This window comes from Nonomuraea wenchangensis (genome assembly GCF_900111685.1).
Taxonomy (GTDB): domain Bacteria; phylum Actinomycetota; class Actinomycetes; order Streptosporangiales; family Streptosporangiaceae; genus Nonomuraea; species Nonomuraea wenchangensis.
Genome location: NZ_FOHX01000005.1, coordinates 328,757 through 350,027 on the forward strand (window position 1 = coordinate 328,757; position 21,271 = coordinate 350,027).

A 21,271-nucleotide genomic window follows, 5' to 3' on the forward strand; every position below is an offset into this window, starting at 1 on the left:
GTGCATGGACACGACAGCAATGCGGACCCGCCTGGTCGAGGTGGTCGTCCCCGTGTACGACGAGCAGCGGGCGCTCCGCGCGAGCGTCACCCGCCTCCACGGGTACCTCACCAGCAACTTCCCCTACGGATTCCGGATCACCATTGCCGACAACGCCAGCACCGACAACACGTGGCAGATCGCCACCGAGCTGGCGGAAGAGTTGCCGCACGTCCGCGCCGTGCACCTGGACGAGAAGGGCCGCGGCCGGGCGCTGCGCCGCGTCTGGTCGCGCAGCGAGGCCGACGTCGTCAGCTACATGGACGTCGATCTCTCCACCGACCTGGACGCGTTCCTGCCGCTGGTCGCGCCGCTGCTGTCGGGGCACAGCGACCTCGCCATCGGCACCCGGCTGGCGCGGGCCGCGCGGGTCGAGCGGGGGCCGAAGCGGGAGTTCATCTCCCGCTCCTACAACCTGCTGCTGCGCTCGCTGATGGGCGCCGGGTTCTCCGACGCCCAGTGCGGGTTCAAGGCCGTGCGCACCGAGGTCGCCCAGGCGCTGCTGCCCGGCGTCGAGGACGAGCAGTGGTTCTTCGACACCGAGCTGCTGCTGCTGGCCGAACGGTACGGCTTGCGCATCCACGAGGTCCCCGTCGACTGGGTGGACGACCCGGACAGCCGGGTCGACATCGTCCGCACCGCCCTGGACGACCTGCGCGGCCTGGTCCGGGTGACGCGCAAGACGCTCTCCGGCGCCGCCGGGATCCCGGTACCGCCCCGGATCCAGCGGGCCGAGCTGCCGCGCGGCATGGCCCGCCAGCTGCCCCGCTTCGCGGTCGTCGGGGTGGCCAGCACCCTCGCGTACCTGGCGTTGTACTCGCTGCTGCGGCCGGTCATCCCGCCGCTCGCCGCCAACGCCCTCGCGCTGCTGGTCACCGCCGTGGCCAACACCGCCGCCAACCGGCGCTTCACCTTCGGCGTCACCGGCTCGGACGGGGCGCTGCGGCACCAGTTCGAGGGGCTGATCGCCTTCCTCGTCGGGCTGGCGCTCACCTCGGGAACCCTCGCGCTGCTGCCCGCGCAGGTCCCGCACGGCGTCGAGCTGGCCGCGGTCATCGCCGCCAACGCCGCCGCCACGCTCGTCCGCTTCCTGCTCCTGCGCGTGTGGGTGTTCAACCCCCGGCGGAGGACCGCACGATGAACCTCACCCTCCCGCGGCCCGGGCCGGCTCAGGCGGGCAGGGCGGCGAGGAGGAAGGCGAGACGGGCGGCGGCGGACTCGACGTCGTCCGTCGTGCCGAGACGGTAGCCCCACGAGGTGACGAACGCGCCCTCTTCGGAGCAGGTGACCGTCTCCGCGAGAGTGGCGGAGAAGCGGTTGCGGACCGACACGTAGGCCGGATCGCTGGCCAGGGCGAGGCTCTGGACGGACAGGTCGCGGTGACGGCCCGCGTGCCAGGCGAACCGCTCGAGGCTGAGCGCCGTATCAAGCATCATGCGTCACCTCCGCAACGTCTCGCGACAGAATTGCACGATCTTGTGGCGGGAGGCAAGCAATTGCTGTGGTTAATGTGGAGTTTGTTTCCGGTACGCGTGAAGAATGCGCATCATCACCTCCCGCCCGTTCTCGTCGAACGCGGCGACCTTCGCGAAATCATCGAAGGCCTGTACGTAGAAGGCGAGGTCGTCGGGCTCGCGCAGGACGAGGTCCTTCGTCATGGTGGCCACGCCCACCATGGCGTCGTTGTAGATCCAGAAGCCGTTGATCGGCGCGGACGGCAGCTCGGTCTCGGCGGGGATCACGCCGAACTCGACGTTGGGCAGCGTGCTGACCGCGAGCAGCCGGTCGATCTGCCCGCGCATCACGTCGGCCGGGGCCAGCATCGTGCGCAGCGCGGACTCCGGCACCACGAACCGGAACGTGCGTCCCCGGTCGTAGAGGATCTCCTGGCGCTGCATGCGCACCCGTACGGCCGCGTCGATCTGGTCGGCGGCGCTGTAGAGGCGCTTGACCTTGCGGAAGACGTGCCGGGCGTACTCGGAGGTCTGGAGCAGGCCCATGATGATGCCCGGCTCGAAGGCGCGGAACAGCCTGGTGCGGGCCTCCAGGTCGCGCATGTCCTCCTGGATGGCGGCCAGACCGCTGCGGTAGCGCTGCTTCCAGCTGTCGTGCCGCTCCTGCAGCGCGAGGGCCTGGCTGATCAGGTCGTCCGTCAGGTCGGGGGCGGCGCCGACCGCCTGCGCCCAGGTGACCACGTCGTCCTCCGTGGGGGTCTGCCTGGCGTTCTCCAGGCGGGACACCTTGGACGGCTGCCAGCGCACCCGCTCGGCCAGCTCCTTGCCCGACAGGCCGGCGGCTTCCCGAAGCTGGCGCAGCTGACCGCCGAGGTCGATGCGCGCCTGCTGAAACGACGTCACGCCGCAAGAGGCTAGCCCTGGTTGCTCGGATCAGGCCAGGGCCCGCCTCAATCGTGATCAAGCGGTGGCCGAGGGTGTTCCTCCGCTGGTCGGGAAAGCGTTTGCTGCGCCGCCGCCGGGGAGGACCCGGCGGGCGATCTCGGTGATGAGCTCGCGGGGGACCTCGACCGCGGTCTCGCCGGGGAGCACGTCGCGGAGATCCGCGAGCGCCTCGGCGTCGGTGACCTCGAGGCCCTGGACCACGATGGTGCCGCGGTCGGTCTCGTACAGGGTGGGACAGGCGCCGGCCTCCGAGGTGGAGCCGAGGAACCTCATGCGCATGACGATCCTTCCCCGATGCAAAGGTGCAATTGCGCGCAATTGTACGACTCGGGGAGTGCTTTGTGATCTTTTTTCCAGGAAATGCGCCTTTTGAGAAGTGACGCTCAGTCCAATGCGCCCTCCATGAACTCCCCGGCCCGCTCGAAAAGGCCCAGCGTCATCGCGTGCAGCAGATCGCCGGTGTCCTTCGGCGCCTTGCCGGCGAACGCCCGCGCGTGCGTGCCCTCCAGCACGATGCCGAGCTTGAAGCAGGCCATCACCGCGTACCAGTCGACCGCCGACAGGTCGCGCTCGGACAGCGCCGCGTAGTAGGACACCAGCTCCTGGGGGGAGGGGAGCCCCGGCACATGACCGTTGCCGCTCGGCCAGGTCGCCAGCAGCCAGCCCAGGTCGAGCAGCGGATCGCCGACCGTGCACATCTCCCAGTCCACGATCGCCGCCACCCGCGGTCCGTCCCAGGCGAACATGAGGTTGGCGAAGTGGTAGTCGCCGTGCATGATCCCCGGCGTGTACGAGCGGGGCAGCCGCCGGCTCAGCCAGTCGGCGGTCTCGCGCAGGCCGGGGATGTCGGGCCCGGGATAGCCGTCGAGTTCGGCGTAGGAGTCGAGCTCCTTGAGCCAGCGCGGCACCTGCCGTTCCAGGAAGCCCTCGGGATGCCCGAACCCCGGCAGCACGCCCGGATCGACCCGGCCCAGCTCGGCCAGCGCGGCGGCGGCCTCCAGCCCCATCCGGTGCCGGATCGCCGGGTCGGAGGCGTGCGGCTCGGGGAGCCCCGTGGAGGGGTTGAACCCGTCCACCGGCTCCATGAGGTAGAAGACCGGCTCCCGCTCGGTCTGGGCGGCCACCAGCGCCGGGGCGGGCACCCGCGTGCCGCGCAGCGCCGCCAGCACCCGCGCCTCGCGGCGCAGCACCTCGTTGCTCCTGCTGCGGGCGTGCAGGGGCGGGCGGCGCAGGACGTACGACCGGCCGCCGCGCTCCAGGCGGACCATGACGTTCTGGGTGCCGCCGATCACCGGGGCCACGCCGGTGATCGGGCCGCCGGGCAGTCCCTGGGCGTCCATCCACGTGCCGAGCGCGCCGAAGTCGATCGCGCCGACGTCGATGTGCGTGGAGGTCATGATCACCTCTCGACAGAATTATATTCTAGCGGGACCCTACGAGAGCCCCGATTCCCGGTCAACCCGGTTGTCCACGAGGGCCGCGGGGACGTCAACCACCTGCGCGCGCAGCTCCTCGCCCAGCGCCTTGGCCTGCGGGTCCATGCGGGGATTCGCGGCCACGCCCCTGCCGAGCAGGCCGTGGACGACGAAGTTGAGCGCCCTGAGACCGGGCAGCTCGTGGCGCTCGATCCGGTGAGCGGCCAGCTCGGGCAGGAGCGCGGCCAGCCGCCCGGCCGTGAGGTACGCCTCCAGCCAGGCGTACCGCTCGTCGGTGTCCACCCAGACGCCGAGGTTGGCGTCGCCCCCCTTGTCGCCGGAGCGCGCCCCCGCGACCCGGCCGAGCGGCAGCCGCACGCACGGCCCCAAGGGGACGGCGGCCCGCCTCTCCGCCGGGCGCACGGGAGCCGGCTCCGCCGAGGTCCCGGAGGCCGCATACGGCAGCTCCTCGCCGTTGAGCCAGACCCGCGGTCGCACCTCGGCGGCCGGGACGAGCACCGGCCAGTAGACCCCGTACGGCGAGGCGTCGCCCGGCGGCGAGAGGGCGTGGAAACCCGGATAACTCGCCAGCCCCGTCTCCACCACCGCCGCGGAGAAGGCGCGGCCGGCCGTGCGGCGGTCGGCGTCCATGACCGTGATCCGCAGCAGGCCCGAGCCGGTGAGCGTCACGTCCACCGCGTCGAAGGACTCCTTCGGGATCCGCGCCCAGATCGCCTCCTCGGCCGCCCGCGCCTTGGCCTCGACGTCCAGCCCGGTCAGCACCAGCGTCATCGTGTTGCGGTAGCCGCCGAGATAGTTGACCGCGACCTTGAGCGTGTCCGGCGGCGGCTCGCCGCGCACGCCCGAGATCAGCACCCGGTCCGGCCCGTCGTCGGTGAGGGTGATCGTGTCGAACCTGGCGACCACGTCCGGCCCGAGGTAGCGGGGGCCGCCGATCTCGTACACGAGCTGCGCCGTCACCGTCCCCACCGACACCAGCCCGCCCGTCCCCGGATGCTTGGTGATGACGGCCGAGCCGTCGGCGCGCAGCTCGGCGAGGGGGAACCCGCAGTGCGCCAGGTCCGGCACGTCCTGGAAGAAGGCGTAGTTGCCGCCCGTCGCCTGGCAGCCGCACTCGATCACGTGTCCGGCCACCACGGACCCGGCGAGCGGGTCCAGGTCGTCGGGACCCCAGCCGTAGCGCCAGATGCCAGGGCCCGTCACCAGCGCGGCGTCCGTCACCCGGCCGGTCACCACCACGTCCGCCCCCGCCGACAGGGCCCGGGCGATGGGCCGGCCGCCGAGGTAGGCGTTCGCGGTCAGGGGCGTCGCGGCCAGGCGTTCGCCGGTGTCGGCGTTGACCAGGTCGAGGTCGCGCCCGGTGAGGTCGTCGCCCGTCACGTGCGCGACGTTCGCCGACAGCCCCAGGCGGACGGCCAGCTCGCGTACGGCCTCGGCGCAGCCGGCCGGGTCGAGGCCGCCCGCGTTCGAGACGATCCTGATGCCCCGGTCGAGGCACGTCCCGAGGACGTGCTCAAGCTGCGTCAGGAACGTCGGCGCGTAGCCGGGCCGCCCCTTCAGCCGGTTGCCGGCCAGGATGAACATCGTCAGCTCGGCCAGCCAGTCGCCGGTCAGCACGTCGATCGGCCCGCCCTCGACCATCTCGCGCGCGGCCGAGAGCCGGTCGCCGTAGAACCCGCTGCAGTTGGCGATCCTCAGCGTCATGGGCTCATCCCGAGATCCACTTAGGCGGGCGCTTCTCCCAGAACGCCGCGATGCCCTCCTGCCCCTCCTCCGAGGTGAACCGCTCCGCCGACAGCTCCGTCATCCGCCGCAGCCCCTCCTCGAACGGCAGCGCCGGCACCTCACGCACCAGCCGCTTGGTGATCGCCAGCGCCTCGGGGCCGCCCTTGACCAGCAGGTCGGTGTAGTGCGCGACCGCCGCGTCCAGCTCCTCCTCCGGCACCGCCCGCGACACCAGCCCGATCTCGGCCGCCCGCGCGGCGTCGAAGACCTCGCCGGTCAGGAAGTACTCGGCCGCGGCCCGAGAGCCGAGCCGCCGCAGCACCGGCACGGAGATCATCGCCGGCACCACGCCCAGCCGTACCTCGGTGAACGCGAACGACGCCGTCAGCGGCGCCACCGCGAAGTCGCACGAGGCCACCAGCCCGAGTCCGCCCGCCCGCGCGGTGCCGTTGAGCCGGCACACGACCGGCTTCGGGCTCTCCCACAGCAGCGTGAAGATCTCCGGCAGGGACGCGGTCACCGGCGCCCCGGGCTTCCCCTCGGCGGCGCGCTGCTCCTTCAGGTCGGCGCCGGAGCAGAACACCGTGCCCGTCGCGGTCAGCACGACCACCCGGCACTCGGGCTCGGCCAGCGCCCAGGTCAGCCGCTCCTTCAGGTCGGCCAGCAGACGGGTCGACAGCGCGTTGCGGTTGGGCGGCGAGTCCAGCGTGACGGTCGCGACCCCCTTCGCCAGGCTTCCGTGCACCAGGCTCGTCATGACTCCCCCTCTTGGATGATGGCGAGCACGGCCCCCGCCTCGACCTGCCGGCCCTGCTCGACGTGCAGGCCGGAGACCACGCCGTCGGCCGGCGCGGTGATCCGATGCTCCATCTTCATCGCCTCCAGCACCAGCACCGCCTGGCCCTTGACGACCCGGTCGCCGGGCGCCACCTCCACGCGGAGCACGCTGCCCGGCATCGGGGCCAGCAGGGAGCCGGGGACGACGTGCTCGACGGGCTCGGGCAGGCGGGGGAGCGGGGTGAGCTCCGCGTGGCAGCCCGCGTGGTCCACGTACACCGGGCCGGTGTCGTCGTAGCGGGCGACGGCGAAGGCGTGGCGGACGCCGTCCCGCTCCAGGACCACCCGGTCCGGCGCGGCGCTGACGACGCGGACGCCGGCGGGCAGCGGATCGTAGACGACGTCGATCGTGCCGCCGTCGCCGGTGGTGAAGGCGGTGCGGCGGGGCTGGGAGCGGACGTTGCGCCACCCGCCCGGCAGCCCGCCGAGCACGGGGGCGCGGCGGCGGTTGTCGGCCGCCAGCGCGAGCGCGGCGGCCAGCCCGGCCGGCTCGCCGGGCCCGGACGGCTCGGGCGAGGTCGTCGCGAGAGGGCCGTCGGGGTCGAGGAAACCGGTGTGGGTGTTCCCGGCCACGAAGTCCGGATGGGTCAGGATCCGCAGCAGCAGGTCACGGTTCGTGGTGAGGCCGTGCAGCCGCGCCCGCCGCAGCGCTGTCACCAGCTTCCTGACCGCCTCCGCCCGCGACGCCCCGTGCGCGATCACCTTCGCCAGCATCGCGTCGTAGTAGGGCGACACCACCGACCCGGACTCCACCCCCGAGTCCACCCGGACGTCCCCGTCCACCTCGAAACGCCGCAGCACCCCCGACTGCGGCAGATAGTGCTCGTCCTCCGCGTAGAGCCGCACCTCCACGGCGTGCCCGGACGGCCCCGGCGGCTCCGCGGGCAGCGCGCCGCCCTCGGCCACCTCCAGCTGCAGCCGTACGAGATCCACCCCGTGCACCAGCTCGGTGACCGGATGCTCGACCTGCAGCCTGGTGTTCATCTCCAGGAACGCCACCCGGTCGCCGCGCACCAGGAACTCGACGGTCCCGGCCCCGACGTAGCCGATCGCGGCCGCCGCCCGCCCGGCCGCCTCGAACAGCCGCTCGCGCACCTCCACCGCGATCCCGGGGGAGGGGCACTCCTCGACGACCTTCTGGTGCCGCCGCTGCACGCTGCACTCGCGCTCGCCCAGCGTCCACACGGTGCCGTGCGCGTCGGCCAGCACCTGCACCTCGACGTGCCTGGCCCGCTCCCACAGCGGCTCGGCGAACACGGCGGGATCGCCGAAGGCCGCCTCGGCCTCCCGCCGCGCCGAGGCGACCTCCCGCGCCAGCTCCTCCGGCCCGCGGACGATCCGCATGCCCCGCCCGCCGCCCCCGGCCGACGCCTTGACCAGCAGCGGGAACTCGGCGGGCGCCGCCAGGTCGAGCGAGGGCAGCACGGGCACCCCGGCCGCCGCCATGAGCCGCTTGGCCTCGATCTTGGACCCCATCGCGGCGATCGCCTCCGGCGGCGGGCCCACCCACACCAGCCCGGCCGCCAGCACCGCCCGCGCGAACTCCGCGTTCTCCGACAGGAACCCGTAACCCGGGTGCACGGCGTCCGCCCCGGAGGCGCGGCAGGCGGCCACGATCCGGCCGGCGTCCAGATAGGTCCCGGCAGGGCGGTCGCCCGGCAGGCGTACCGCGAGATCGGCCTCGGCCACGTGCGGCGCGTCCGCGTCGGGATCGGCGAACACCGCGACCGTCTCGACCCCGAGCGCCCGGCAGGTACGGAACACGCGCCGGGCGATCTCACCCCGGTTCGCGACGAGCAGACGCCTGATCACGGCCGGAACACCCCGAACCCCGCCGGCTCCGGCACCGGCGCACTGTTGATCGCCGACAGGCACATGCCCAGCACGGTACGGGTGTCGCGCGGATCGATCACCCCGTCGTCGTACAGCCGCCCGGACAGGAAGAACGGCAGCGACTCGGCCTCGATCTGCGCCTCCACCATGGCGCGCATCGCCGCGTCCGCCTCCTCGTCGTACGCCTGCCCCCTGGCCTCGGCCGCCGCCCGCCCGACGATGGACAGCACGCCGGCGAGCTGCGCGGGCCCCATCACCGCCGACTTGGCGCTCGGCCAGGCGAACAGGAACCGGGGCTCGTAGGCCCGGCCGCACATGCCGTAGTTGCCGGCGCCGTACGACGCCCCCATGACGATCGTCAGGTGCGGGACCGTCGAGTTGGACACCGCGTTGATCATCATCGCGCCGTGCTTGATGATCCCGCGCTGCTCGTAGTCCTTGCCGACCATGTAGCCGGTCGTGTTCTGCAGGAAGACGAGCGGGGTCCTCGACTGGTTGGCGAGCTGGATGAACTGCGTCGCCTTCTGCGCCTCCTCGCTGAACAGCACGCCCCGCGCGTTCGCCAGCACCCCCACCGGGTAGCCGTGCACGCGCGCCCAGCCGGTCACCAGCGAGGTCCCGTACAGCGGCTTGAACTCCTCGAAGGCGCTCGCGTCCACCACCCTGGCGATCACCTCGCGCGGGTCGAACGGCACCTTCAGGTCCTCGGGGACGATGCCCAGCAGCTCCTCCGCCGGATAGCGCGGCTCCTCGGCGGGCAGCGGCGTGACGCCCAGCTTGCGCCAGTTCAGCGAGCGCACCACGCGGCGGCCGATGCGCAGCGCGTCGTACTCGTCCTCGGCCAGGTAGTCGGCCAGGCCGCTCACCCGCGCGTGCATCTCCGCGCCGCCCAGCGACTCGTCGTCGGACTCCTCGCCGGTCGCCATCCGCACCAGCGGCGGGCCGCCCAGGAACACCTTGGCGCGGTCGCGGACCATCACCACGTGGTCGCTCATGCCGGGGACGTACGCGCCGCCCGCCGTCGAGTTGCCGAACACCAGCGCCACCGTCGGCACGCCGGCCGCCGACAGCCGCGTCAGGTCGCGGAAGACCTGGCCGCCCGGGATGAAGATCTCCTTCTGGGTCGGCAGGTCCGCGCCGCCGCTCTCGACCAGGTTGACGTACGGCAGCCGGTTGCGCAGCGCGATGTCGGCCGCGCGCAGCGTCTTGCGGAGGGTCCACGGGTTGGTCGCGCCGCCGCGCACCGTCGGGTCGTTCGCGGTGATCACGCACTCGACGCCATCGATCACCCCGATGCCGGTCACCACGCTCGCCCCGACCGGGTAGTCGCTGCCCCACGCCGCCAGCGGCGACAGCTCCAGGAACGGCGAGTCGGCGTCAACGAGCAGCTCCACCCGCTCGCGGGCGAGCAGCTTGCCGCGCCGCCGGTGCCGTTCGACGTACTTCTCGCCGCCGCCGGCCACCGCCCTGGCGTGCTCGGCGTCCAGCTCGCGCAGCTTGGCCAGCATGGCCTCGCGGCGCGCCAGGTGATCCTCGCTTCCGGGATCGAGCCTGCTTCTGATCACGGCTGCCCCGCCGGAGACCTGATGATCACGCCAAGTACGGTAGCGTCCGGCCCTTCGATGCGGAAGAGCCGGACGCCCGGGCGTGACCGGCGCGGCCTACGAGCAGTGCGTCCAGCCGGACTTCCAGCTCACGTTGGAGATCGAGCCGCCCCAGATCACGCACTTCTTCGCGGCCGGCAGCCGGACCGGGCCTGCGTAGGTGCTGAACGAGCCCGGGTTGCTGGCGCTGGAGCCGCCCTTGACCTGCAGGATCGCGTTCATCTCGACCTTGTTCGGATAGACGTAGCGCGACAGCGTCACCACGCAGTTCTTGCCCGCGCTCGCGTTCCAGAGCAGGTAGACGGTCGCGTAGCTGCCCAGGGCGTGGGAGTTGATCACCTTGTAGCCGGCGCCGCAGACGCCGGCGGCCGTGTACGGGTTCCGCTTGGCCGGGGCCTTCGACGGCGCGTGCGTCTTGGTGGTCTCGTCCGGGTTGTGCGTGGGCGCGTCCGTCGGCTCCGCCTCCGGGTCGACGCCGAGGCTCTCCTTCTTCTTCGTCCGGGTCGGCTTGGGCGTCGAGGTGGCCTGCGGGCGCTCGGTGGTCGTCTGCGGGCGCGGCTGCGCCGTCGCCGGCGGGGTCGGGATCTGGGCGACCGGCTGCTCGGAGTGCTTCTTCTTGCCGGTCTTCTCCGGCTCCTCGATGTCCAGGGTGCCCACCGGGACGGGGCTGTCCGTGGGCAGCACCGGATCGGCGGTCGGCTGCGTGGACGGAGGCTCGCCGGGCTTGCCCGCGGCCGAACCGCCGTCCTCGGTGCTCTGGGAGGCGTCGCCGACGGCCACCACCGGCACCTGCTTGCTGTTCGCCTGCACCACGACGGCGCCGGCGACCACGAGCAGGGCCGCCGCGGCGGCGCCGGAGAGGGCGAGCGTCATGGTCCGCCGCTGCTTGGCCGGCGCGCCGTCCCCTGCGGGCGGCTGCGATCGGGGCGCGCCGTACGGCCCACGACCCCCTTGACCGGGCCCACCCGCCTGCGGCGGAACACCGGGCCCCGCCTGGCCGGGCATCCCCGCCTGCGAAGGAGCACCGGGCGCTCCAGCCTGGCCCGGTGCGCCGGCCTGCGGCGGAACGCCGGGCCCTGCCTGGCCGGGCATACCCGCCTGCGGCGGAACGCCGGGCGCTCCAGCCTGCGGGCCACCCGGAGCGCCGGGCCCTCCAGCCTGCGGGCCGCCGGGACCCGTGGCCGGGCCGGGGATGGGGGGCTGGCCGGGGCCGTTCTGGATGGCGGCGGCGAGGTGCGGGAAGGGGCCCTGGTGCGGCGGGAACATGGGGTGCGGCCCGCTGCCGCCCTGGCCCGGGTGGCCGGGCTGCGCCGGGCCGGGGGCGCCGGTGAGGTGCTGGCCGGTGACCGGCTCGATGGCGGCCTTGGGGGCGGGCTGCCCGGTGAGGCGGAGGATGAGGCCGTCGGCCGTGGGCCGCTGCGCCGGGTCCTTGGACAGGCAGGCGGCGACCAGCTCCCCCAGCTCGCCCTCCATCCCGCCCAGCTCCGGCTCCTCGTTGAGGATCCGGTTCATGACGACGGGGATCGAGTCGGCCCCGAAGGCGGGCTTGCCGGTGGCGGCGAAGACCATGGTGACGCCCCAGGCGAACACGTCCGCCGCCTCGGACACCGCGGCCCCGCTGAGCTGCTCCGGCGCCAGGTAGGACGGCGTCCCCATCGCCATGCCCGTGGCCGTGGCGCCGGGCGAGTCGAGGGCGCGCGCGATGCCGAAGTCGATCACGACAGGCCCCTCGGGCCCCATGAGGACGTTGGCCGGCTTGAAGTCGCGGTGCAGGATCCCGGCCCGGTGGATGGCGGCGAGCGCGGTGGCCGTGCTGATCGCCAGCCGTTCCAGCGCCGCGCCCCGCCGCGGCCCCTCGGTGAGCACGAGCTCGCGCAGCGACGGCCCCGGTACGTACTCGCTGACGATGTACGGCCGGCTGCCGTCCAGGTCGGCGTGGAGCACGGGCGCGGTGCAGAACCGCGCGACCCGCTGCGCCACCGCCACCTCGCGCAGGAACCGGGTCCGCGCGTCGGCGTCGGCCACCAGGGCGTGGTGCAGCAGCTTGACCGCGACCTGCTCCCCGGTGTCGCTCTTGCCGAGATAGACAACGCCCTGGCCGCCCTCGCCGAGCCGGGCGACGATGTCATACGCCCCCAGCCGCCGCGGATCGTCCGCCGCCAACGGCTGGAACTGATTCACGTCGGACCCCCATTACAACCCAACAGATGGGGCAAAACGCTACCAGCGTGACACTCGGGGCGTCTGCCGGTCCGGACAGAAGTTTCGCATCCTGACCCGGCCAGTCAGCTCCCACCGCAGGTCGTGTGCGCCCCGAAAGTCAAAGGTCACGGCTTGGCAAACTCTGGACGTCCGACAACTGCTGGATCGCTTTGCCCGGATTGAGGAGGCCCAGGGGGTCGAAGACGGCTTTGATGCCCCGCTGCACCTCGGCGGCCACCGGCCCCGACTCCAGCGCCAGCCACCGCTGCTTGAGCAGCCCCACCCCGTGCTCGCCGGTCAGCGTGCCGCCCAGCTCCAGCGCCCGCGTGAACACCTCGTCGGCCGCGGCCCACACCTCGGGGGGCGGCTCGGCGGCGCCGTGCTCGAAGACGAAGACGGGGTGCAGGTTGCCGTCCCCGGCGTGGGCGACGGTGCAGATGCGCACCCCGTGCCTGGCGGCGGCCGCCTCGATGGCGGTGATCATGGCGGGCAGCGCCGAGCGCGGCACGCACACGTCCTCCACCAGGCAGGCGCCGAGGCGCTCGGTCGCCGGGTACGCCAGCCGCCGCAGCCCCACCAGCTCCTCGGTCTCGCCCGGGCCGGTGGACACCGCCACGAACGAGGCCCCGTTGTCGGCGCAGATCCGCTCCATCCGGCGGGCCGCCTCCTGCCCGTCGCCCGCGTCCGACTGGCCGATGAGCATGGCCTGCGTGCCGGGCTCCAGCCCGATGCCGCGCCAGCCGTCGATCGCCTCCAGCGTGGCCCGGTCGAGCAGCTCCATGAGCGAGGGCGCGCAGCCCGCCGCGATGATGGCCGACACCGCCGCGCCCGCGTCCCGCAGCGAGCCGAACTCGGCCGCGAACGTCGCCGGCGGCCCGGCCGGCGCGGGCCGCAGCCGCAGCGTGGCCGCGGTGATCACGCCGAGCGTGCCCTCGGAGCCGACGAACAGCCCGGTCAGGTCGTAGCCGGTGACGCCCTTGACCGTGCGCCGGCCGGTGTCCAGCACCCGGCCGTCGGCCAGCACGACCTCGAGGCCGAGCACGGAGTCCCTGGTCACGCCGTACTTGACGCACCGCAGCCCGCCCGCGTTGGTCGCCAGGTTGCCGCCGATCGTGGAGATCTCGTACGACGACGGGTCCGGCGCGTACATGAGGCCGTGCTCCCTGGCCGCCCGGTCCAGGTCGGCGGTGATGACGCCCGGCTCGGCGACGGCGATCTCGTCGGCCGGCGACAGCTCCCTGATGGCGGTCATCCGGGCCATCGACAGCACGACCGCCCCGTCCCCGGCGACGGCCCCGCCCGCGAGGCCGGTGCCCGCGCCGCGCGGCACCACCGGCACCCGGTGCTCGCTCGCCCACCGCAGCGTGGCCACCACGTCGTCGCGGGAGGCGGCGAGGACGACGGCGAGTGGCCTGCCGGGCTCCAGGAACGTCCGGTCACGGGCGTAGGAGTCGATCACGTCGGGGTCGGTCACGACCCGGGCTTCGGACAGGGAGCGCACCAGGGCATCGATCGGTCTCACGCCCAGCAGCCTACGGTTTGCGCAAGGCGGCCCTTAAGGACAAACTGCACCGGGTGGAAGTCAGGTGCCCGGTGTGTTCGGAGACCGACCAGGTCGTCGCGGTCCCCGGGGCGGTCGCCGCCGGGACCACGTACAAGATCGGGCGGGCCCGTCTCCCCGGCGCCAGGGAGGTCGCCGACCTGCCCACCGCCGCCGTGCTCGGCGCGTCCAAACACGTGATGAGCCGCACCCAGCTCGCGGTGTGGCTGTCGTTCCCCAGCCGCCACTACACGGCCTGGACCAGGAACCAGGGCTATCTGCTGCTCCTCGGCGCCGCCCTGGTGCATCTGGTCGTCTCGCTGGTGATCGCGATGGGGCAGGACCCGCAGTGGGGCGAGGTGCTGCTGGCGCCGTTCTGCCTGACGGGTCTGTTCTGGGGGTTCGGGCTGCTCAACGTGCTCGGCGCGCGCGGCGCGCGCAGGCGCGACGCGCAGGAGGCGCCGGCCAGGGAGCAGGCCCTGGCCGTGTGGGAGCGCCTCTACTACTGCGCGCGCGACAACGTCGTCTACGAGCCCGGGGTGGGCGTCTCGTTCCATCCGAGCGAGACGCGCGAGTACATCTTCGGCTTCCGCCCCGGCCGCTGAGTTGGGGGCTCAGGCGACCCCGTGCTTCTCGGCCACCAGCCGGACGCAGACGGCCAGGCCCTCGATGGCCTGCTCCAGCTCCTCCAGCTCCGGGTAGGTCGGCGCGATGCGGATCGTCCGGTCCTCGGGGTCCTTGCCGTAGGGGTGGGTGGCCCCGGCCGGCGTGAGCGCGATGCCCGCCGCCTTGGCCTTGGCGACGACCTCGGCCGCGTGCGGCACCTCCAGGCTGATGAAGTAGCCGCCCTTGGGGCTGGTCCAGCTCGCCAGGCCGCCGAGCCGCTCGGAGAGCACCTTGTCCACCAGCTCGAACTTCGGCCCGATGAGCGCGGCGTGCTTGCGCATGTGGGCCTCGACGCCCGCCGGGTCGCGCAGGAACTCCACGTGCCGGAGCTGGTTGATCTTGTCGGGGCCGATGGACTGCTTGGCGGTGTTGCGCAGGAACCACTCGACGTTCGCCGGCGAGGAGCCGAAGAACGACACGCCCGAGCCGGCCAGCGTCACCTTGGAGGTGGAGGCGTAGACGAACACCCGGTCGGGGTTGCCCGCCTCGACGGCCAGCGCCAGCAGGTCGGCCAGCTCGACCGGGGAGTCGGTGAGGTGGTGCACCGCGTAGGCGTTGTCCCAGAAGATGCGGAAGTCGGGCGCCGCCGTGGGCATCGCGGCCAGCCGCCTCACGGTCTCGTCGCTGTAGACGGCGCCGGTCGGGTTGCTGTACTTCGGCACGCACCACATGCCCTTGACGCTCGCGTCGCCGGCGACCAGCCGCTCGACGACGTCCATGTCGGGGCCGTCGGCGGTCATCGGCACCGGCACCATCTTGATGCCGAGGCGCTCGCAGATCGTGAAGTGCCGGTCGTAGCCGGGCACCGGGCACAGGAACGTGATCTCGGGCTCCTCCACCCACCGGCGCTCCGCGCCGGGCACCGGGCTGAGCAGCGCGTGCACCACGGTGTCGTGCATGAGCGCGAGGCTGGCGTTGCCGCCCACGACGAGCTGCCCGGCCGGCACCTGCAGCAGCGGCGCGAACAGCTCGCGCAGCTCGGCGAGACCCTGGAGGTTGCCGTAGTTGCGGCCGTCGGTGCCGTCGGCCGCGCGGTAGCTCGTGGGCAGTTTGAGCAGATCGTCGGAGAGGTCGAGCTGGCGCGGTGACGGCTTGCCCCGGGTGAGGTCGAGCGAGAGCCCACGCTGGACGAGGGCGTCGTAGTCACGCTGTGCGGTCACGAGAAGTCTCTCCTCCGGATCGGATCGGTGCCCGCCCAAGGATAGAAGAATCGGCGGCGTGCGAAGTCGCCGGGGGCGAATGTCGGCCAACCGCTTCACGAGCGGCCGTCCATGGCGTGCAATGGGGGGATCGGGGGCATCCAGACTCCACACCGGAGGGAGCAGCCGATGACGACCGTCCGCGAGACCTCGATCGAGCAGGTGAGGCGCCGCCGCACCGGCACAGTGATCGCGTCGTGGCTGTCGACGACGGACCACAAGGTCATCGGCTATCTCTACCTGATCACCTCGTTCGCGTTCTTCCTCGTGGCCGGGGTCATGGCCATGGTGATGCGGGCCGAGCTGGCACAGCCCGGCATGCAGCTGGTGAACCAGCAGTTCTACAACCAGCTCTTCACCATGCACGGCACGATCATGCTGCTGCTGTTCGCGACGCCGCTGTTCGCCGGTTTCGCGAACGTGGTGATGCCGCTGCAGATCGGCGCGCCCGACGTGGCCTTCCCCCGGCTGAACGCGGTGGCGTACTGGCTGTTCCTGTTCGGCGGGATCATCGCGGTCGCCGGGTTCTTCGCGCCCGGCGGGGCGGCCGACTTCGGCTGGTTCGCGTACACGCCGCTGGCGTCGTCGACGTTCTCGCCGCAGGTGGGCGGCGACCTGTGGATCATGGGGCTGGCGCTGTCCGGCCTAGGCACGATCCTCGGCGCGGTGAACTTCATCTCCACGATCATCGGCATGCGGGCGCCCGGCATGACGATGTTCCGGATGCCGATCTTCACCTGGAACGTGCTGCTGACCAGCATGCTCGTGCTCATGGCGTTCCCGGTGCTGGCCGCCGCGCTGCTGGTGCTGGAGTCGGACCGCAAGCTCGGCACCCAGGTCTTCCTCGCCGACAATGGCGGCCCGCTGCTCTGGCAGCACCTGTTCTGGTTCTTCGGCCATCCCGAGGTCTACATCATCGCGCTGCCGTTCTTCGGCATCATCACCGAGGTGCTCCCGGTCTTCAGCCGCAAGCCCATCTTCGGCTACATGGGGCTGGTCGGGGCCACCATCGCGATCGCCGGGCTGTCGATGACCGTGTGGGCGCACCACATGTTCCCGACCGGGCAGGTGCTGCTGCCGTTCTTCTCGTTCATGACGTTCCTCATCGCGGTGCCGACCGGGGTGAAGTTCTTCAACTGGATCGGCACGATGTGGCGGGGCCATCTGAGCTTCGAGTCACCGATGCTGTTCGCGGTCGGCTTCCTCGTGACGTTCCTGCTCGGCGGGCTCACCGGCGTCATCCTGGCCTCGCCGCCGCTCGACTTCCACATCAGCGACACCTACTTCGTGGTCGCGCACTTCCACTACGTGGTCTTCGGCACGGTGGTGTTCGCGATGTTCTCCGGCTTCTACTTCTGGTGGCCGAAGATGACCGGGCGGATGCTGGACGACCGGCTCGGGCGGCTGCACTTCTGGCTGCTGTTCATCGGCTTCCACACCACGTTCCTGGTGCAGCACTGGCTGGGGCAGATCGGCATGCCCCGCCGCTACGCCGACTACAGCCCCGGCGACGGGTTCACCGCGCTCAACGAGGTCTCGTCCGTGGGGGCGTTCCTGCTGGGCGTCTCCACGCTGCCGTTCCTGTGGAACGTGTGGAAGACGGCACGGAGGGCGCCCAAGGTCACGCTCGACGACCCCTGGGGGTACGCCAACTCCCTGGAGTGGGCCACCTCCTGCCCGCCGCCCCGGCACAACTTCACCCGCATGCCGCCCATCCGCTCCGAACGGCCCGCCTTCGACCTGCACTACCCCCGCGAGGGGGAGAAGCGGGAGCCGGGCGAGGACACGGAGGACTGACCCTCGACGACCGCTCGTGCTGCTGTTCGGGAACGTGGCCGGATCAGGTTCACCAGTGAGGAATTGCTGGGGATCGGCAGGTTCGACCTGATCATCGCGGTGCCGGATGGGTGATCATGACAGCCCTGATGTTCTGATTGTGGTGTTTTGATCACATTTCAACAACGCACTTTACGATTCGTTGATTAACGCTCTAGCGTCCGGCATTGCATGCCCTATGGCCATTCGCCCGGAGATCCCGGGCAGAAAGGGTTTCTGGTGCCCAGCACTAAGCGCTTATTGGCAGCATTCCCGGCGGTCGCCCTGCTCGGCGCCGCCCTGTCCGTGCCCACCGCTCAGGCGGCCTCCGTCGCCCATTACGAGCCCACGGCCGCGGACCACTACATCAACTACGCTCCGCCTGCGGTCGACAGGGAGCCGCGGGAGCCGGGCCTCGCCGACCAGAAGGCCCGCTCGCTGACCCCGGCGCAGAAGTTCGACCGGAAGTTCAGCAGCGGCAACCCGGCCGCCGGGCGCATCCTCGCCGCGCGGGAGCGGGAGGCGCTCAGAACCGGCCGCAACCCGGCCGAGTGGATCTTCAAGAACAGCAAGCAGACCCGCACGGCCAAGCTCCTGACCGTCCTCGTCGAGTTCAACGAGCAGGCCAACGACGACTTCTCCGGCTTCAACCGGCTGCGCACCGTCAACAGCGCCCCGGACGACTGCGTCGTCGAGCCGGCGGGCACGCTGAAGAACGGCCCGCTGCACAACAACATCCCCGACCCGGCCACCCTGCCGCACGCGGACAACAACTCCTTCTGGGTCAAGGACTTCAGCACCGAGCACTTCAACAAGATGCTCTACAGCGACAAGGGCATCACCGAGCGCGTGCGCAAGGACCTCAAGGACCCGCGCGACGGCAAGCCCGGCATCGACATCTCCGGCTTCACGATGAAGAAGATGTACGAGGAGATGTCCAAGGGCGCCTACTCGGTCACCGGCTCCGCGGTCGGCTGGATCAAGGTCCCGCACTCCGAGGCGTACTACGGCGCCGCGGCCTGCGGCGGCGCGCCCCAGGACATGTCCGGCCACCCGAGCAACGAGCTCGGCGCCCAGCAGCTCGCCATCGACTCGGTCAACGCCCTCGCCCAGGCCCAGCCGAACTTCCCGTGGGCCGACTACGACGTGGAGGACATCTCCGACGCCGACGGCGACGGCAACTTCCAGGAGCCCGACGGCGTCATCGACCACCTGGTGCTGGTCCACGCCGGCAAGGACAAGTCCTCCGACGGCGGCGCCGAGGGCACCTACGCCATCTGGGCCCACTCCAGCGCGGTCGCCGGCGGCTACACCGTCCCCGGCACGAACAAGAAGGTCTCCAACTACATCGTGCAGCCCGAGGACTCCGGCGTCGGCGTCTTCGCCCACGAGTACGGCCACGACCTCGGCCTGCCCGACCTGTACGACACCTCGGGCGCGGCCAGCTCCGCGGTCGACTTCTGGGACCTGATGTCCAGCGGCTCGCACTCCGGCCCGATCTTCCAGTCGATGCCGGCGCACATGGGCCTCTGGGACAAGTGGGTGCTCGGCTGGGCGAACCCGAAGACGTTCGAGCCCGGCGACGCCGCCAAGCTCGTCACCGTCGGCCAGTCCTCGCGTACGCCCAAGCTGACCGCCGACGGCGTCCGGGTCAATCTGGCCTCGGAGCCGCTGGAGATGGTCACCCCGCACAGCGGCTCCAACGCCTGGTGGACCAACCTCGACCAGGAGTGGGCCAACGTCTCGCTCACCCGTGACCTGCCCGTCCCGTCAGGCTCCGACGTGCGCCTCTGGATGTGGAACAACTACGAGATCGAGCAGGACTGGGACTTCGGCTTCGTCGAGGTCTCGACCGACGGCGGCCAGACCTGGGCGCAGCAGAAGATGTTCGACGAGGCCGGCAACGAGGTCACCACGCCCGACGACTACCCGGACCCGAACAAGAACCTCAAGACGTTCGGCGGCAAGAAGTACGGCATCAGCGGTGACACCGGCGAGCAGTGGCGGCACGACTACGTCGACCTGACGGCGTTCGCCGGGCAGACCGTCAAGTTCCGGCTGACGTACAACACCGACGCCGCCTACACCCCGCGTGGCTGGCACGTCGACGACTTCGCGCTCACCAACGGCGGCGAGACCGTCTGGAGCGACGACGTCGAGGGCGGCGACAACGGCTGGAAGGCCACCGGCGGCACCTTCACCAACACCAGCGGCCAGGGCTGGACCCGCAACAACGGCGAGCGCCAGGTGCAGCGCTTCTACCTCGCCGAGTGGCGCAACTTCGACGGCTTCGACAACGGCCTGGCCTACACCTACGACACCGACTACCTCCGCGACGGGTCGTGGAAGGTGCAGCGGGTGAAGTACAACGCGCCCGGCCTGCTGGTGTGGTACCGCGACTCGACCTACACCAACAACTCCGTCGCCAACAACCTGCGCCTGCCGCCGAGCCTCGGCCCCAAGGGCAGCCTGCTCGTCGTGGACTCCCACTTCGAGCCGCTGCGCCGCACCGGGACCGCGGCCGAGAAGGACCCGACGGCCAACAAGAACCTGCCGGGCCGCGCGCAGACGTCGAACGCGGCGTTCGGGTTCGGCAAGACCTACCCCTTCAAGGAGTGCATCGAGGCGGCGAACGAGCCGTTCAGCGCCTACTGCACGGACTTCCCCGCGCAGAAGGGCGTGACCGCCTTCACCGACGCCAAGACGTGGTATCCGGGCATCGAGCTGCTCAACGGCGCCCTGGCCTACCGCGACTTCGACGCCTCGGCGGTCGTGCCGTCCAAGGGCGACCAGACCTACAGCACCCGCGTGGTGCACGCGGACGGCACCCCGGCCCCCGAGCTGTACGGCCAGGTGGCCGCCGGTTCGGTGCTCGGCACCGGCAACCCCGGTGACGAGGGCAAGGCGCTCGGCGTGCAGTTCAAGCTGATCAGCCCGCTCCCGGGCAACCTGGGCGCGATCGTCCAGGTCGTCCCGCCGAAGAAGTAGATCACGGGCCGCCGGGGCTCCCGGCGGCCCTACCATAAGTGACCATGAGCGATTTGCGCACCAAAGCCGAGCACACCGCGGCGATCCAGCGGGATCGCCGGGTGGCCGTGGTGGTCAACACTCGCTCGCGCCGGGGCCGCCGCCACTACTTCGAGGTCATCGAACAGCTCCACGAGTCGGGCTTCGAGCCCTTGGTCGAGCTGTCGGTCTACAACCCCAAGCGCCTGCGCGAGCTGCTCGACACCGCGCTCGCGACCGACCCCGACCTGCTCATCGTGGGCGGCGGCGACGGCACCCTCTCCTCGGCCGTACGGCACGTGGCCCACCGCGACGTGGCGCTCGGCGTGCTCCCGCTCGGCACCACCAACAACTTCGCCCGCAGCCTCGGCCTGCCGCTCGACCTGGCCGGGGCGATCCGGGTCTTCCAGACCGGCAAGGTCGCCGACATCGACCTCGGCATGGCCGACGACCGGCCGTTCGCCAACCTGGCCAGCTTCGGCGTGTCGGTGGAGGTCGCCGGCACGGTCAAGCCGTGGCTCAAGCGCCTGCTGGGCCGGCCCGCCTACCCGCTGACGGCGCTGACGATCCTGCCGGGACACCGGCCCTTCCGCGCCTTCATCACCGTCGAGGGGCAGCGCCACGAGCTGCTCACCCACCAGCTCAACATCGCCAACGGCCGCTTCCACGGCGGCTGGCAGGTGGCCAGGGACATCAGCATCGACAACGGCACGCTGGTGGCCTACCAGCTCGGCTCCGGCAAGAAGCTCCGCCTGCTCGGCGAGACCCTGCTCCGGGCCACCACCGGCCGCTGGCGCAGCCTCGCCGGCGGGCCGTTCGTGGTCGGGCGGGAGATGCTGCTGGAGACCGATCCGCCGATGGCCGCCGACGTGGACGGCGAGGTGCGGCTGCGCACCCCGATCAGGCTGCGCGTGGTGCCCAACGGGGTGCGCGTGATGGTGCCGGACTCCTTCGAGGACCGTTGACCGTA

Annotated in this window: 16 protein-coding genes; 5 read left to right on the forward strand and 11 right to left on the reverse strand. The window is 71.7% G+C overall.

All coding sequences use genetic code 11. The features are described 5' to 3' along the window. Positions 1–4: 4 nt before the first annotated feature. Entirely contained in the window at positions 5–1,180 is a 1,176-nt protein-coding gene (locus BMW85_RS17320; protein ID WP_245774865.1) for a bifunctional glycosyltransferase family 2/GtrA family protein, read from the forward strand. A gap of 28 nt (positions 1,181–1,208) precedes the next feature. On the opposite strand, the gene BMW85_RS17325 is transcribed toward BMW85_RS17320, so the two are convergent. The 10 genes from BMW85_RS17325 to BMW85_RS17370 form a co-directional block, all read right to left on the reverse strand. After that, positions 1,209–1,475 (reverse strand): hypothetical protein, encoded by a 267-nt coding sequence (locus tag BMW85_RS17325; RefSeq protein WP_091082371.1) that lies wholly within the window; start codon positions 1,473–1,475, stop codon positions 1,209–1,211. 69 nt (positions 1,476–1,544) lie between these two features. After that, positions 1,545–2,396: a helix-turn-helix domain-containing protein gene (locus BMW85_RS17330; protein ID WP_091082373.1), complete on the reverse strand. Its 852-nt coding sequence runs from the start codon at positions 2,394–2,396 to the stop codon at positions 1,545–1,547. A gap of 57 nt (positions 2,397–2,453) precedes the next feature. Further along, complete coding sequence (locus BMW85_RS17335; RefSeq protein ID WP_091082375.1) at positions 2,454–2,717, reverse strand: hypothetical protein; 264 nt, start codon at positions 2,715–2,717, stop codon at positions 2,454–2,456. 104 nt (positions 2,718–2,821) lie between these two features. Further along, positions 2,822–3,835: a phosphotransferase family protein gene (locus BMW85_RS17340; protein ID WP_091082909.1), complete on the reverse strand. Its 1,014-nt coding sequence runs from the start codon at positions 3,833–3,835 to the stop codon at positions 2,822–2,824. A gap of 36 nt (positions 3,836–3,871) precedes the next feature. Next, the gene (locus BMW85_RS17345; protein WP_091082376.1) at positions 3,872–5,578 is read right to left on the reverse strand and encodes an acyclic terpene utilization AtuA family protein; all 1,707 of its coding nucleotides are present in this window, start codon (positions 5,576–5,578) and stop codon (positions 3,872–3,874) included. Positions 5,579–5,582: 4 nt separating this feature from the next. Further along, positions 5,583–6,356, reverse strand: a complete 774-nt coding sequence (locus tag BMW85_RS17350) for an enoyl-CoA hydratase-related protein (RefSeq protein ID WP_091082378.1) — start codon at positions 6,354–6,356, stop codon at positions 5,583–5,585. Further along, positions 6,353–8,248 carry an ATP-binding protein gene (locus BMW85_RS17355; RefSeq protein WP_091082380.1) on the reverse strand — a complete coding sequence of 632 codons (1,896 nt, stop codon included), beginning with the start codon at positions 8,246–8,248 and terminating at the stop codon, positions 6,353–6,355. The genes BMW85_RS17350 and BMW85_RS17355 overlap by 4 nt, the downstream gene beginning before the upstream one ends. Beyond that, positions 8,245–9,777, reverse strand: coding sequence for an acyl-CoA carboxylase subunit beta (locus BMW85_RS17360; protein WP_245774914.1), 1,533 nt, complete (start codon positions 9,775–9,777; stop codon positions 8,245–8,247). The genes BMW85_RS17355 and BMW85_RS17360 overlap by 4 nt, the downstream gene beginning before the upstream one ends. 153 nt (positions 9,778–9,930) lie before the next feature. After that, positions 9,931–12,054 (reverse strand): serine/threonine-protein kinase, encoded by a 2,124-nt coding sequence (locus BMW85_RS50370; protein WP_218155818.1) that lies wholly within the window; start codon positions 12,052–12,054, stop codon positions 9,931–9,933. A gap of 139 nt (positions 12,055–12,193) precedes the next feature. Continuing rightward, the gene (locus BMW85_RS17370; protein ID WP_245774866.1) at positions 12,194–13,597 is read right to left on the reverse strand and encodes an FAD-binding oxidoreductase; all 1,404 of its coding nucleotides are present in this window, start codon (positions 13,595–13,597) and stop codon (positions 12,194–12,196) included. A 53-nt stretch (positions 13,598–13,650) separates the two neighbouring features. Between BMW85_RS17370 and BMW85_RS17375 the strand changes: the two genes are divergently transcribed. After that, complete coding sequence (locus BMW85_RS17375) at positions 13,651–14,220, forward strand: hypothetical protein (RefSeq protein WP_143082318.1); 570 nt, start codon at positions 13,651–13,653, stop codon at positions 14,218–14,220. A 9-nt stretch (positions 14,221–14,229) separates the two neighbouring features. Here the strand turns inward: BMW85_RS17375 and BMW85_RS17380 are convergent, their stop codons facing one another. Continuing rightward, positions 14,230–15,441 (reverse strand): aspartate aminotransferase type Ic, encoded by a 1,212-nt coding sequence (locus BMW85_RS17380; protein ID WP_177240726.1) that lies wholly within the window; start codon positions 15,439–15,441, stop codon positions 14,230–14,232. A 168-nt stretch (positions 15,442–15,609) separates the two neighbouring features. On the opposite strand from BMW85_RS17380, the gene ctaD reads away from it, so the two are divergent. The 3 genes from ctaD (at position 15,610) to BMW85_RS17395 (ending at position 21,266) form a co-directional block, all read left to right on the forward strand. Next, positions 15,610–17,277: an aa3-type cytochrome oxidase subunit I gene (gene ctaD, locus BMW85_RS17385; RefSeq protein ID WP_091082390.1), complete on the forward strand. Its 1,668-nt coding sequence runs from the start codon at positions 15,610–15,612 to the stop codon at positions 17,275–17,277. A 279-nt stretch (positions 17,278–17,556) separates the two neighbouring features. After that, entirely contained in the window at positions 17,557–20,283 is a 2,727-nt protein-coding gene (locus BMW85_RS17390; RefSeq protein WP_091082391.1) for an immune inhibitor A domain-containing protein, read from the forward strand. 44 nt (positions 20,284–20,327) lie between these two features. Then, positions 20,328–21,266, forward strand: a complete 939-nt coding sequence (locus tag BMW85_RS17395; protein WP_091082393.1) for a diacylglycerol/lipid kinase family protein — start codon at positions 20,328–20,330, stop codon at positions 21,264–21,266. Positions 21,267–21,271: the final 5 nt, after the last annotated feature.